Below are 14470 nucleotides of genomic sequence, written 5' to 3'. Positions count from 1 at the left end.
TTTCAAAAAAGAAACACTCTAAAATCATAGAATTGTAGTTTTTTATGATTTTAGAGTGCTTAATAACCCTTTTATATTTTAAAAATTTAATCGGCTATATATTTGTTGTTCCAGTATAACATCATCATCAAGGTAACAATAACTGAAGATGCAAGTCCTTCAAATAATAAACAGATGCAATAAGTAGGTACTGAAGGATTTCCTCCAAACATAAAAGTCTCAGATAAAGACTGAACGTAAGCATCTCCGCCTCTTGCATAGCTGTAAACTAACAGACCGAAAACGCTCATCGATACACCAACTACAGACGTAGCCATAGCTGAAACAGCATTGGATACAAAATTAGTTTCTCCTTCGTGAAGGTTCATCTGCATGGTTCTGTTTACTCCGTAAAAAATAAACAATACATTCAGGGTACGTAAATAAAATAAATCGGCTAAACCTAGTACATTCATCAATAAAAAATAAATGCCTATGCCAAGGAATATTAGTGATCCGTTGACAATTTCTTTTGGTAATTTCATGATGGTTATTTTTAAAGCGGTTAATAGTAAATATTTGGTAAACAGTAAAGTATATTAAATTTACTAAAAAAATAAATACAATGATTTAAAAATAACGAAAAGTATAGTGTTAGAGTTTTTTAGTTTTGCTTATGAATTCTAATGCCGTTTGTTTGTCCAGATTTAACTGTTCTTTCAACAAATCAACCGATCCAAATTTTTGTTCTTCGCGAAGGTATTTTAATAACGAAATTTCAAGTTTTTCTCCATAAATGTCAGCTTCGAAGTCAAAAAGATTTACTTCGATGGTCTGCTTTTGCCCATTTACAGTGGGATTGAAACCGATATTCATCATTCCGAAAATTTCTTTTTGATTGATTAAGGTTTTAACCACATAAACACCGGTTTTTGGAATTAACTTGTAATCTTCTTCAATTTGAATGTTTGCTGTTGGGAAACCAATTGTTCTTCCAAGCTGCTTTCCTTTTACGACATCACCAGTTAGAAAATAAGTATAACCCAGATATTCATTGGCTAAAGCCATACTTCCTTCCTGCAATGCTTTCCTGATTTTGGTAGAACTTACTGAAACATCCTGAATTTCCTGAGCCGAAATTTGTTCCACTTCAAAACCATATTCAGCTCCAAAAGCGATTAAATTATCAATATTGGCTGTTCTGTTTCTCCCAAAACGATGGTCGTGGCCAATAATTATTTTATGGATATGAAACTGATCTACTAAAATGGAGCGCACAAATTCTTCGGCAGTTAATCTTGAAAAACTTTCATTAAATGGATGAATAACAAGGTTTTCAATTCCGGTTGCTTCCAGAAGTTTAGATTTTTCCTGAATCGTATTTAAAAGTTTTATTTCTGATTTTTCCTGAAGGACCATTCTGGGATGTGGAAAAAAGGTAAGAACAAGACTTTCATATTGTCCGTTTTCAGTGTTTTGAGTAATTCTTTCCAGAATTTTTTTATGACCAATATGTACGCCATCAAAAGTGCCAAGAGTTAAAATCGTTTTCTTGGCCGAGTGGAAATCGTTAATAGAATGAAAGAGCTTCAAAACAAATTATTTAAGATGCTGCAAATTTATACTATCTATTTTAAATCTGATAATAACCTGAATTGATTTTTAATTTGATTCTTTTAGTTTTTGTGAAAAAGGAGTAATTTGTCGATTCAAAATAAATATCTGTCGAGAATAGGGAAGAATTTGACTTAATTAATTTAATTTTGATTCTCTAAATAACCCCCTTGATTATGAAAAAACAGCTACTAATTCTGCTTTCTATCTTTTTCTGTATTACAGTTCACGCGCAAACCAATGTTCTTTGGGAGAAAGTGAATTCGGTTTCGGCAAAAAAAACAGGAAACGTTCTTAATCAGGAAAAGCTATATTATAAACTGAATGAAAATCTTTTAATTCAGAAAATTGCAGATTCAGGCAAAACGGCAAAAAGTGCCTTTTCTGAAATCACGGTTCCAAATGCTGAGGGTGTTTTAGAGCGGTTTATGGTTTGGGAATCTTCCAATTTTGATCCGGAATTGCAGGCTAAATATCCTGAAATAAGAGCTTATTCAGGTACGGGATTAGACGATAAAACAGCAAAAATTCATTTCAGTGTAGCTCCAATAGGGGTTCAGACCATGGTACTTCGCTCAGACAATTCATCTGAATTTATTGAGCAAAATCCAGAGAATAAGTCACAATATGTATTGTTTACATCTAAAAATAAAAATACTTCAAAATCGCTGATTTGTAAAACAAAAGGGGAAACTAATAAAACAGCTTCTAATAAAACAGCAAAAACAGCTTCTAATACTAAAACCTTAAAAACACTTCGGCTTGCCTTATCATGTACAGGTGAGTACGCTTCATTTTTTGGAGGTACAAAAGCAGGCGCATTAGCCGGAATGAATGCCACTATGACAAGAGTAAATGCGGTTTTTAATAAAGATTTAGCTGTACAATTAACTATAATACCAAATAATTTAGACATTATCTACACCAATGCGGCGACAGATCCTTATTCTAATGCACCGCAGGGTGCAAATGGTGCCTGGAACTTAGAAGTTCAGCAAACATTAACTACGGTTATTGGCAACAGTGGGTATGATATTGGGCATTTATTTGGCCGTTCAGGAGGCGGAGGCGATGCGGGTTGTATAGGCTGTGTATGTGATAATCCTGTTTCTACGTCAGATGACCAGGCAAAAGGTAGTGCTTATACCTCTCCTTCAGATGGAATTCCTGAAGGTAATACATTTGATATCGATTTTGTAGCACATGAAATGGGACATCAGTTAGGAGGTACCCATACTTTTTCTCATGAAATTGAAGGCACAGGAACAAATGTAGAACCGGGTAGCGGTTCTACTATTATGGGATATGCAGGTGTAACAAATGATTATGATATTCAAAATATTTCGGATGATTACTTTGCCTATACAAGTATTTTACAAATCCAGGATAATCTTGCTACTAAATCATGTCCGGTTAGTTCGCCAATCAATAATAATCCACCGGTCGTAAGTGCAGGTTCCGATTATACCATTCCGTTTAACACCCCATTTATTTTAACGGGAACAGGCTCTGATCCTGATGGCGATACTGTTACTTATTGCTGGGAGCAAAATGATAGTTCGACCACTACATCCGGAAGTAATAGTATTGCTTATCCGGCTAAACCAGACGGACCATTATTTCGATCTCTTCCGCCAAACAATTCCCCTGTCAGGTATATGCCAAGCTTAAATACAGTACTTCAAAATAGGCTAACCACAACCTGGGAATCAGTTTCGTCAGTCGCAAGAACTTTGCATTTTTCACTTACAGGAAGAGATAATGCAGCCTTAACAATACCTCAGACTAATACTGATAACATGATTGTTACCGTAAATACTACGGTTGGCCCGTTTGCAGTAACTTCACAAAACACCAATGATATAGGGTGGCAAAAAGGTTCTTTTCAGACCATAAACTGGGATGTAAAGAATACGAATACATTGTCCGGTTCCAACAATGTAAATATTAAATTGTCTATAGATGGAGGTTTGACTTTTCCTGTCATTCTTGAAGCAAATACACCAAACGATGGCTCACAGACCATAACAGTACCTTCTGATATTACCGCTACAAATTGCAGGCTGCTAATTGAGCCAGTCGGTAACATTTATTATGCCTTAAATGCTAGTCCTTTTGCTATAGGTTATACATCAGCAACGACTTGCGATTCTTATAGTTTCGGAAGTTCTTTTACTATACCGTTTGGATCTTCCTTTACTACAAAAACAGTAAATGTGCCTGCTTCCACAGGAATAGTTTCTGATGTAAAAGTCGCAGTAAATGTAACACACGAAAGGTTTTCAGATTTAGAAATTCAAATAGTAAGTCCACTTGGAACAGTCGTAAAATTGTTTGATAAAAATTGTGGCAGCACTAATGCTACTTTAACACTGAATTACGATGATTCAGGGACCGAATTAGATTGTTCTAATACAACGAGTCAGATGGTTGTGCCGGCAGAATTTTTAAATGCATTTAAAGGGCAAAATCCTCAGGGGACATGGAAATTTGAGGTTCGTGATGCTGTTTCGGGACGTTTCGGAACTATAAATTCGGCATCTGTAACTATTTGCAGTCAGACATTTACTCTGGATGATTCTGAATTCGAAAACGTGGATTTTGCATTATATCCAAATCCAAATAATGGTAATTTTACTGTTCAGTTTGAATGTGACCCTACTAAAGATGTAGAAGTATTAGTACATGATATCCTTGGCCAAAATGTATATGATGAAAATTTTGGTAAAGGAGCTTATTTTAATCAAAACATTCAGTTAAAAAAAGCATCTGCCGGATTATATTTAGTAACCATCCTTAATGGCAGTAAAAAGATTGTCAAAAAGATACTGATAAACTAATTTAAGAATTAGCCATTGCCATACATACAATGCTGATTTTTGCTCCTGGAATTTTGAGTAATGCCCGTGAGCAGGCTTCTAATGTGGCACCTGTTGTGAGAACATCATCAACAAGCAAGAAATGTTTGTTATGATTTTCTTCTGAAAAATACACATCAAATAAATTTTCTATTCCTTCTGATCTTCCCAAAAGATTCTTTTTGGATTGGGTTTTAGAATATTTCTTCCGAAACAAAATAGTTTCATTATAGTCTATACCCAATCCTTTGGACAAAGCATTTCCAAAAGTAGCTATCTGATTATAGCCCCGTTCCTTAAATTTCTTTCGATGTAGCGGTACAGGAATTACAGCATCAAAAGGTACTTTAGGCTGAATGGTTTTTAAATCTTCCACATACCACTCTCCCAGGACGGTTCCAATTTCTTCATATCCTTTGTATTTCAGATTGTGTATCAGCTCCTGTACAATTCCTTTTTTGTTGAAATACAAAAATGCCGATGCATGTTCAATGTCAATTTTTCCATAAAATTTCTTGACTGCTTCATTATTAGTATCTAAATAGTATTGTGTCAAAGGCATTTCATGGCGACAGCTGGTACATAAGACATTTTCATTTGTCATTAAAAGCGAATGGCAGCCGGCGCAAACTTTAGGAAAAAAGAGATTTTTTAAAGACTCAAGCATTTTGTAACTATTTAAAAAAAATAAATGTAAGATAAAAGCGTCAAAAAATACAATTGATTGCTATTTTTATTCTTAAAAAATATTTTAATGCAATTGAAATTAATTTTGAATAGTAGCCTATAGATCCATTTTAAGTGTAACTGAATAGTTAGAAAAGCAAAATAAGCAGCCTCTTAATTATAAAAAATATAAATTTTTATTCTGAAACCGAAAAACCGTTGTTTATTACTAAAAATTTAGTAATCAATGGGCAATCTTCAACTATTTTTCTTTTTTTTAAACTCACTTTTTATATTTTTGCATCACTATGGCAAAACAAGAAGATTTATTTAAGAATGTGGTTTCGCACGCAAAAGAGTACGGATTTATTTTTCCGTCAAGCGAAGTATACGATGGACTGAGTGCTGTATATGATTATGCACAAAATGGCGTCGAATTAAAAAAGAATATCCGTGAATATTGGTGGAAATCAATGGTTCAGATGAATGAAAATATTGTGGGCCTTGATGCTGCAATATTGATGCATCCAACAACCTGGAAAGCTTCAGGCCACGTTGATGCCTTCAATGATCCGTTAATTGATAATAAAGATTCGAAAAAAAGATATAGAGCAGACGTCCTGGTTGAAGATTATGCTGAAAAGTTAAATCAAAAAGCTCAAAAAGAAATCGAAAAAGCAAAAGCTCGTTTTGGAGATGCTTTTAATGAAGAAGAATTTGTTACAACCAATGCACGTGTTGTAGAATATCTTTCAAAAAAGAAAGAAATTTTGGCAAGGCTTGCAAAAGGAATGAGTGAAGATCTTCAGGATGTAAAAGCCTTAATTGAAGAATTGGAGATTGCTGATCCTGAAACCGGTTCTAAAAACTGGACAGATGTGAAGCAGTTTAACCTGATGTTCGGAACAAAACTTGGAGCTTCTGCAGATTCTGCAATGGATTTATATTTGCGTCCGGAAACGGCTCAGGGTATTTTTGTAAATTTCCTGAATGTACAGAAATCTGGCCGTATGAAAGTTCCTTTTGGAATTGCCCAAACCGGTAAAGCCTTTAGAAACGAAATTGTGGCAAGACAATTTATTTTCCGTATGCGTGAATTTGAACAAATGGAAATGCAGTTTTTTGTGCGTCCGGGTGAAGAAATGCAATGGTACCACCACTGGAAAGAAGCACGTTTGAAATGGCATTTGTCTTTAGGATTAGGAAAAGAGAATTACCGTTTTCACGATCACGAAAAATTAGCGCACTACGCTAATGCCGCTGCAGACATTGAATTTAACTTCCCATTTGGGTTTAAAGAATTAGAAGGAATTCACTCCCGTACCGATTTTGATTTAAAAGCACATGAACAATATTCCGGAAGAAAACTGCAATATTTTGATCCGGAACTGAATGAGAACTATGTTCCGTATGTTGTAGAGACCTCTGTAGGTCTGGATCGTATGTTTTTAGCTGTTTTTGCAACATCGTTGCAGGAAGAAGTTTTAGAGGACGGATCCACAAGAACAGTGCTGAAATTACCGGCAGTTCTAGCTCCAACAAAAGCAGCAGTTTTACCATTGATTAAAAGAGACGGATTACCAGAAATTTCTAAAAAAATCATTGAAGATTTAAAATGGGATTTCAATGTAGCGTATGATGAAAAAGATGCTGTAGGACGTCGTTACAGAAGAGCAGATGCTCTTGGAACGCCATTCTGTATAACAGTAGATCATCAAACTATTGAAGACGAAACGGTAACAATTCGTCATAGGGATACCATGAAACAAGATCGTGTGAAAATTTCTGAATTAAGAGATATTATTGAAAACGAAGTTTCGATGAAAAACTGGTTGATGAAAATGTAATTTTTTAATTTTCAACATATTAAATCCCAAATTCCGAATAGGAGTTTGGGATTTTTTTATACGTTTAACTCAAGTGTTTTTTGTTTATGTGGACAGGTATTTCAATATTTTTTATAACTTTAGATGTTCTCTTTTAAGAAAAAATAGCTCCAAATTTAAGATTAACCCCAAAATTTAATCCAAAAGCAATGAATTACACCTACATTATTTTAGATGATGATCCGGTAAGTGTTGAAAGAATCAGGACACTAGCAAATGAGTTTTCAGAGCTGAATTTTATATCTTCTGCAGACAATTATACAGATGGTATAAACCTGATCTTAAAACATACGCCTGATCTGGTTTTTTTAGAAATTGATCCCAAAGATAAAGCCAGCGGACTCTCCCTGAGCTTAATTAATGGCTTACTAATGTATTTAAAAGAGCTGCCAAAAATTATTGTCACAACAAAAAGTAAAGATTTAGCGTTTGATTGTATTCAGTATGAAGTAAATGATTATTTTCTAAAACCAATTGAAGCAATTGATCTGGTAAAGTTGATTCATAAATTGAATAAATTATACAATGAGGATGAAGTGCTTCTGGTTCAGAAACTCAAGCCAAAAGAAAAAAAACAAAATCAGGAAGAAGGAATTCAAATCAATAAAAACCGGAAATCCTTTATTTTATGTGTAAAATCATATGGTGATCACCGTTATATTGATTCAAATGAAATCTGTTATTTTCAGGCTGATAATAATTCGACTGATATTCATCTGAAAAATGGAGAAATGATTACGGCTTTTAAAACCTTAAAACATTTTGAAACCGTTTTGTCAAATCCATTTATCAGAATTCATAATAGTTATATCGTAAATAGAAATTATATTTCAAGAATCCATACAGGAAACTCCTTATGTTATATAAAAAAAACGACTATTAAACTCCCTTTTTCAAAGTCTTATAAAGCAAATGTTGATTTTATAATTAGTGAATTTGCCAATGAAAATTATATAGAAACTTAAAATAAAACCATCTGCCCTGATTTGCTATCCATTCACTAATGAACGGATAGCATTGACCATAAACGCATTTTTTTTAGGTGATTGTTGCGCTTAACTGTTTAGTTTTACCAAAGAATTCCGAACAAAACGGGATAAAAAAAGTAAAAAGTATAACAATATAAAACTCGACAATCATGAAAAAATTAGCTTTAACAACTGGATTATTTTCTTTAGTAATGGTATTAACTTCTTTTAATACTTCTGCAAAAACTACTAATGATATTATAGTAAACAATACAACAATTGGTATTGATGGAAATCAGTCAGCAGGACAAAGCAGAAAAGTGGATATGATGGGTTCTGATTTATCAAATCAAAAACTAAGCATTGACGGAAATCAGTCAGCAGGACAAAGCAGAAAAGTGGATTAATTAGCTGTAATTCATTTAAATATAGAGAGGACCGTCTAAATTAGACGGTCTTTTTCTTTATGTCTAATGTATAGTTTTGTATTTTTGAGTAAATTTTTAAGACAGAATTGAAAAAAAACTATCTGATATTACTTCTATTTTTTATTGGCTGTACAAAGCAAAATGAAAACACTCGTGTATCCAGTCAGTCAAGAGATAGTCTTGATCTGTATTTGTCATTGGCTAACGAATACAAACTACCCGTCGCGATAAAGCAAAAGTACAATCAAAAAGCTTTTGAAGTCATTATGAGCCAGCCTGATGATTCAATGAAAAGGGTAAATCTTTTTAAGGTAGCCAATCGTTATTTTAATATGAGAGATTGGAATAACTATAATAAAACCGTTAAAATTGTCTTAGAAAAAGCTGAGAAAGCAAAGGATTCGGTTTCAATGTCTAAAGCTTATATTTATTTAGGGGATTATTACAGTTCTCAAACATCTTCAGACAGTGCATTTGCCTTTTATTATAAAGCCGAAAAATTATATTTAGCAAGTAATGACTATTATAATTTAGCTAAAACAAGACTTAGCAAAGCTTTACTGCAATATAACGAAGGAGATTTTTACGGCAGTGAGAAGGCTATTTTCAATGCCTTAAGGGTCATTAGGGGGAAAAACAATAATGATATTTTATATGAGGCTTATAACCTGCTTGGAATTCTATACAATGAATTGGGTGAGTATGAAAAGGCGATTGAATTTCATAATAAAGCGATTGCGAGTATAGATGATAAGATCATTCCGGCTGAGTTCCAGTCAAAAGCAACGTCATTAAACAACCTTGGATTCGTATATCAAAACCTTAACGATTACAAAAAAGCTAATTTTTATTTTCAGGAAGGATTAAAAGAAAAAAACCTCTTTAATCAAAAACCTGAATTGTATGCGATTCTGATGGATAATTTAGCGTATTCGCAGTTTAAATTAAATCAAAGCAAATCGCTTCCTGGTTTATTTTACAAGGCACTCAAAATAAGGGATAGTTTAAAACTGACAGCAGGTATAACAGCGAGTAAAATGCATTTATCTGAGTACTTTGCAGCAAAGAAAGATACTGCTAAAGCTTTACACTATTCAAATCAGGCACTTATAGTGTCAAAACGCACTAAAAATTATCGTAATGTACTTGCTGCTTTGAAGCAGTTATCTTTAATTCATCCCAAAAAAGCTTCAAAATTTTCAGAAGATTATATTCGCATAAATGACAGTCTGCAAATGGCTGAACGTAAAATGGGAGATAAATTTACCCGAATAGAATATGAAACCAATGAAATAAAAAGCGAAAATTCGAGTTTAGAAATACAGAACAGGACTTTGGTGTATGTTTTTAGTATTCTTTCGCTGATAGGTTTGTTTTTTTACATTTACAAAACACAGCAGGCAAGAAACAGGGAATTGCTTTTCAAGCAGCAACAGCAAATTGCAAACGAGGATATTTATAATTTGATGATTTCGCAGCAAAACGCAATCGAAACCATGCGAATCAGGGAAAAGAAAAAAGTAGCACAGGAGCTGCATGATGGAGTTTTAGGAAGAATGTTTGGTGTCAGGATCAGTTTAGACAGTCTGGATAAACTAGATGAGGAAACTGCAGCTGATAAAAGAAAAAAGTATCTGCTTGAATTAAAAGAGATTGAACAGGATATCCGGGAAATTTCGCATGATTTGAACAAAGAAAAATCCGGGTTGATTAATAATTTTGTTGCGATTTTGGAAAAGCTGTTTCAAAATCAGTCAAATACATTCAATACCAGACTGGTTTATAACATTGACTCCAATATCAAATGGGATTTGGTAAGCAATGTTGTAAAAATTAATTTATACAGAATAATTCAGGAAGCACTTCAGAATTGTAATAAATATGCAAAGGCAAAAACAATTACTGTTGAATTTAAAAGTGAGATCAATTATTTAGTTTTATCAATATCCGATGATGGAATAGGGTTTAATGCCCATAAAACCAAAAAAGGAATTGGGCTGCAAAATATAATTTACAGAACAGCAGAATGTGACGGAAATGTTGAAATAAACTCGGCAAAGGGTGAAGGAACTGCTATTTTGGTAAAGATACCAATAGATCAAAAAATAAATAAAATTCATAATGAAAGCTGATTTACCACCATCGCTTAAGCAAATAAGCAATATTTTAATTGTAGACGACCATCCGTTTATTATTGAAGGTTATAAAAATGCTATAACACGTTATAATCCTGAAACCCATGAATTTTTGATTTCGCAGGCCAAAGATTGTAAATCGGCTTATGAAATTATTACCAACCCTGAAACTATTCCTTTCGATATTGCATTTTTAGATATCAGCATGCCTGCTTATGATGAAAAAGAAATTTTTTCAGGAGAGGATATCGCAAAACTAATCCTGGAATACATGCCAAACTGCAAGATTATCCTGCTGACCATGTATACCGAATTGCTCAAAATTAAAACCATCATCCGTACCATACAGCCCAATGGCCTTATTATTAAAAATGACCTGACATTTGATGAATTGCTTTTTGCTTTTGATAAAGTAATGAAAAGCGACAAATATTATAGTCAGTCCGTTCAGAAAATGCTCAACCAGTCGCTTCATAATGCTATTGAAGTTGATGAATTCGACAAACAGATTTTATTTCATTTGTCTAAAGGAACTTCTGAAGAAGAAATGCCGCATTATATTCCTATTTCTATCAATGCCATAAGAAGAAGAAAAAAGGGACTTAAAGAGCTTCTCAAAATAAAAACGGATTCAGACGATGATTTGGTAAAAGAAGCCAAAAACAAGGGGCTTTTTTAAAGTGAAATCCAAAAAATAAAAATTCCAAATTCCAATATATTGTATCGTTGGAATTTGGAATTTTTTTATTTGAAATTTTTAAAATTACTCACTCAGGGCATCCCAGCCACGAGCTTTTAAGGCAATTTTGGTATTCGCTCTTGTCACCAGATGAATTCCTTCGCTTTCATCTGTCATGTGGCCAATTATAGAGAAATTTGGATTTCCTTTTATTTTGTCAAAATCATTAATGTCGATTGTAAAAAGCAGTTCATAATCTTCACCGCCATTAATCGCAACAGTTGTACTGTCAATATTAAACTCCTCACAAGTCGAAATAAACTGAGGGTCCAAAGGCAGTTTGTCTTCATATAAGTTACAGCCCACTTTTGACTGCTTGCACAAATGAATGATTTCAGATGAAAGTCCGTCAGAAATATCAATCATCGAAGTCGGTTTAATTTCGAGAGCATGCAAAAGTGTTCGGACATCTTTTCGGGCTTCCGGTTTTAATTGTCTTTCAACAAGATATGTGTAAGGATCCAAATCAGGCTGATTGTTTGGGTTTACCTGAAAAACCTGTTTTTCGCGTTCCAAAACCTGCAATCCCATATAGGCAGCGCCAATATCTCCGGTTACCACTAACAAATCGGTTTGTTTGGCACCGTTTCGGTACACAATTTCATCAGCATATGCTTCACCAATTGCCGTGATGCTAATAATCAATCCTTTTTGAGATGAGGTGGTGTCTCCGCCAATAACATCTACTTTATATTCATTTGCAGCACGTGTAATTCCTTCAAATAATTCTTCTAAGGCTTCCAGAGGGAAACGATTAGAAACGGCTACAGAAACCGTTATTTGCGTTGGTTTTGCATTCATGGCGCAAATGTCAGACACATTTACTACAACAGATTTGTATCCTAGGTGTTTCAAAGGCATGTAAGCCAAATCAAAATGCACGCCTTCAATCAGTAAATCGGTCGAAACCACCACTTTTTTATCCTTGAAATCAAGGACAGCTGCATCATCGCCAATGCTTTTTAAAGTCGATTCTTGTTTTACATCAAAATGTCTGGTTAAATGTTCTATTAAACCAAACTCGCCTAATTGCGCTATACTGGTACGTTGTGGGTTTTTATCTTCGATCATGTTGTTTCTATTGCTTTTTGGATTTACCAAGGCTGCAAAGGTACGAAGTTGAGGATTTAATAACTATAAACGAAGTTCGATTATTGATTTGAAGCGGAAAGATTTGGTTTTTTTGTGGGCATTGGTCCCGCTTTTCATTATAATCTTTTGCGCCGAACACCGGCACAAAAGGATTTTCACTGCAATCAGGGCTATAAGGAGATACTTGGCTTTTTTGTTATTATTTGAAAATAACTAGTAAAAAATACTTTGCATTCACAAGGGGACGCTAGTGCCAGCGAGATGGCTTTGGGTTTCTAACCTTTTAGTTTATGGAAATATTCTTTAAATTCTTCTATTGATTTAAAGGTATTATTTGTAACAGTTATATAAGGCTTGCCTTTGTTAAAATAAAATTTTGCAACATCCTGACCTGTTAAAAGTGATACATCCGAATTGCCTGCAGGAGCTGTAAAGTTTTTAGTTGTTTGCCAAAACTCTACAAAGAAAGTAATTAACCTATCTTCTGATCCTGTAATTTTCAAAGATTTAATTGTATAAACATCGTCAACCTTTCCAATGCTGTAATCAAAAATAAGTTTTTTATTTCCTGACTGAGCAAATTTATCAGTGTAGGTTATTGTATAAGATCCACCATCATAAAGTAATTTACTATCATCACTTTTTGTTAAAACCATATACATACTATAAGTAAGAAACTCACTGATATTATTTGTAATGTAATTCATATCAAAATAAGTTATTTGGCTTGTAAAAGTAGAAGGGTCATCTACAACATGCTTTGCTGGGTAATATGGTGATACTTTCTGAGATTGTGCCGAAATTGATAAAAACAAATAAGTAAGTAATAGTAGTTTTTTCATTTTGAGAATTGAATTGTTTAGAGATAAAAATTAATTGATAGTTATAATTACACCAATAGCCACTGTAATCCAGAGTCTGGTGTTCGTTTGTAAAGAGTACTTTTACTTGAGTAAACAAAATAAAACGTTTGGAATGTGGCTTTTTAGATAAATTATCAGCTTAAAAGATGATTTTTTTTCAGGAGTCGCATTCCAAACGCTATTATATAGTTTTTAACTTATATAGTTACTCTTTACAAACGAGCACCAAAGTGGGCTAAAAGGAAATATTCATATTTTCTTATTCTAGCATTTTTCTTTTTTGCTCATTAAACTCTTCTTGTGTCAAAATTCCTTTTTCAAGTAAGTTGTGTAGTTTTTCTAAGTCTTCGGCTAAATTTGATTTAGTTTCATTGTTTGAATTCTCTGACTCTTTTGAAATAGGTTTTGCTGTTTGTTTACTTAACAATCTTTTTAATTCTGAATATATTTTTGGAATATCTTTACTCTGTTTTAAAAAAATGTCACATTCGTTTCCGTTATTATTTACTATTAGTGTCAATTGATTTTCTTTTCTTCTTTTTCCACCTATAGCAGCACCAGCTAATAATCCAATTCCACCAGTTAAAATTCCACCAATAACAGCCCCTGTAACTGCTTTTCCTGCCGATCTGTAAGATTCTTGATTTAATCCAACTTCTATTATGTCATCTGGTTTAATAATTTTTTTTACAGATGTAAATCCTGTCAATATTTTAAATTCTACTTCATTTTCTCTGAATTGAATTATAACTGGTTTCTCACCGCTACTTATATCAGGAAAACCCATTTCGTATTTTTCCGAAAACCTTGGAAACTTAAGTGAATCTTTGAGTGAATCTAAAAATCCCATTTTGATTTGTTTTTAAAATTAATTTTCTTTTTTGAAGAATGTTCTTCGTTTATTTTTGTAATATAACACAACTTCTATATACCTAAATTAGGAAAGAATTGAGAAGTTTTTTTACTGTTTCAAATATAGAAAATAATAATAGCAAACCTACAAAAAAGCGAATATTGGTCTTTTATGATCATGTGTTTACAAAAAAAAGATATTAGACCAGTCTGCTTTTTGCCTTTGCGATTTTTACGTCTTTGAAAGTAAAATCAAGTATTCTGCCAATTTTTTCTTCGGGAAATTCGATTGTAAACTCAGCTTCATAATATTTTGTCTGGCGCTTTGTTTGTAACAAATACCCGTTATTTGTGTAAACAAAATAAAGCTTTTGTATAGTATTAGGTGTG

General features: G+C 33.3%; 13 protein-coding genes. 6 read left to right on the top strand and 7 right to left on the bottom strand.

Annotation, left to right across the window (positions count from 1 at the left end; translation table 11 throughout):
• Positions 1-86: 86 nt before the first annotated feature.
• On the bottom strand, positions 87-524 hold the full coding sequence (locus OZP09_RS11605) for a hypothetical protein (protein ID WP_223682094.1): 438 nt from the start codon (positions 522-524) through the stop codon (positions 87-89).
• Between the two features lie 109 nt (positions 525-633).
• On the bottom strand, positions 634-1572 hold the full coding sequence (locus OZP09_RS11600) for a bifunctional riboflavin kinase/FAD synthetase (RefSeq protein WP_269233840.1): 939 nt from the start codon (positions 1570-1572) through the stop codon (positions 634-636).
• A gap of 197 nt (positions 1573-1769) precedes the next feature.
• On the opposite strand from OZP09_RS11600, the gene OZP09_RS11595 reads away from it, so the two are divergent.
• Positions 1770-4433, top strand: a complete 2664-nt coding sequence (locus tag OZP09_RS11595) for a zinc-dependent metalloprotease (protein ID WP_269233838.1) — start codon at positions 1770-1772, stop codon at positions 4431-4433.
• Between the two features lies 1 nt (position 4434).
• On the opposite strand, the gene OZP09_RS11590 is transcribed toward OZP09_RS11595, so the two are convergent.
• Positions 4435-5118, bottom strand: a complete 684-nt coding sequence (locus OZP09_RS11590; RefSeq protein ID WP_281309421.1) for a ComF family protein — start codon at positions 5116-5118, stop codon at positions 4435-4437.
• 307 nt (positions 5119-5425) lie between these two features.
• Here OZP09_RS11590 and OZP09_RS11585 point away from each other — a divergent pair, with 307 nt between their 5' ends.
• The 5 genes from OZP09_RS11585 (at position 5426) to OZP09_RS11565 (ending at position 11213) form a co-directional block, all read left to right on the top strand.
• Positions 5426-6964, top strand: coding sequence for a glycine--tRNA ligase (locus OZP09_RS11585; RefSeq protein WP_281309420.1), 1539 nt, complete (start codon positions 5426-5428; stop codon positions 6962-6964).
• A gap of 188 nt (positions 6965-7152) precedes the next feature.
• A complete protein-coding gene (locus tag OZP09_RS11580; RefSeq protein WP_281309419.1) occupies positions 7153-7968 on the top strand; it encodes a LytR/AlgR family response regulator transcription factor in 816 nt (271 codons plus the stop codon).
• A gap of 173 nt (positions 7969-8141) precedes the next feature.
• Positions 8142-8378, top strand: a complete 237-nt coding sequence (locus OZP09_RS11575) for a hypothetical protein (protein ID WP_269233836.1) — start codon at positions 8142-8144, stop codon at positions 8376-8378.
• A gap of 107 nt (positions 8379-8485) precedes the next feature.
• The gene (locus OZP09_RS11570; RefSeq protein WP_281309418.1) at positions 8486-10531 is read left to right on the top strand and encodes an ATP-binding protein; all 2046 of its coding nucleotides are present in this window, start codon (positions 8486-8488) and stop codon (positions 10529-10531) included.
• Positions 10521-11213 (top strand): response regulator, encoded by a 693-nt coding sequence (locus OZP09_RS11565; RefSeq protein WP_269233835.1) that lies wholly within the window; start codon positions 10521-10523, stop codon positions 11211-11213. The genes OZP09_RS11570 and OZP09_RS11565 overlap by 11 nt, the downstream gene beginning before the upstream one ends.
• A gap of 84 nt (positions 11214-11297) precedes the next feature.
• Here the strand turns inward: OZP09_RS11565 and thiL are convergent, their stop codons facing one another.
• The 4 genes from thiL to OZP09_RS11545 form a co-directional block, all read right to left on the bottom strand.
• Positions 11298-12344, bottom strand: a complete 1047-nt coding sequence (gene thiL / locus OZP09_RS11560; RefSeq protein ID WP_269233834.1) for a thiamine-phosphate kinase — start codon at positions 12342-12344, stop codon at positions 11298-11300.
• Positions 12345-12640: 296 nt separating this feature from the next.
• Positions 12641-13207 (bottom strand): hypothetical protein, encoded by a 567-nt coding sequence (locus tag OZP09_RS11555; protein WP_269233833.1) that lies wholly within the window; start codon positions 13205-13207, stop codon positions 12641-12643.
• 280 nt (positions 13208-13487) lie between these two features.
• Entirely contained in the window at positions 13488-14078 is a 591-nt protein-coding gene (locus tag OZP09_RS11550) for an SHOCT domain-containing protein (RefSeq protein ID WP_269233831.1), read from the bottom strand.
• Between the two features lie 202 nt (positions 14079-14280).
• Complete coding sequence (locus OZP09_RS11545; RefSeq protein ID WP_269233829.1) at positions 14281-14418, bottom strand: hypothetical protein; 138 nt, start codon at positions 14416-14418, stop codon at positions 14281-14283.
• Positions 14419-14470: the final 52 nt, after the last annotated feature.

Origin of the sequence: Flavobacterium flavigenum (genome assembly GCF_027111255.2) — a bacterium.
GTDB classification, from domain to species: Bacteria; Bacteroidota; Bacteroidia; order Flavobacteriales; family Flavobacteriaceae; genus Flavobacterium; species Flavobacterium flavigenum.
This window is presented reverse-complemented; position numbering and strand designations above follow the sequence as displayed.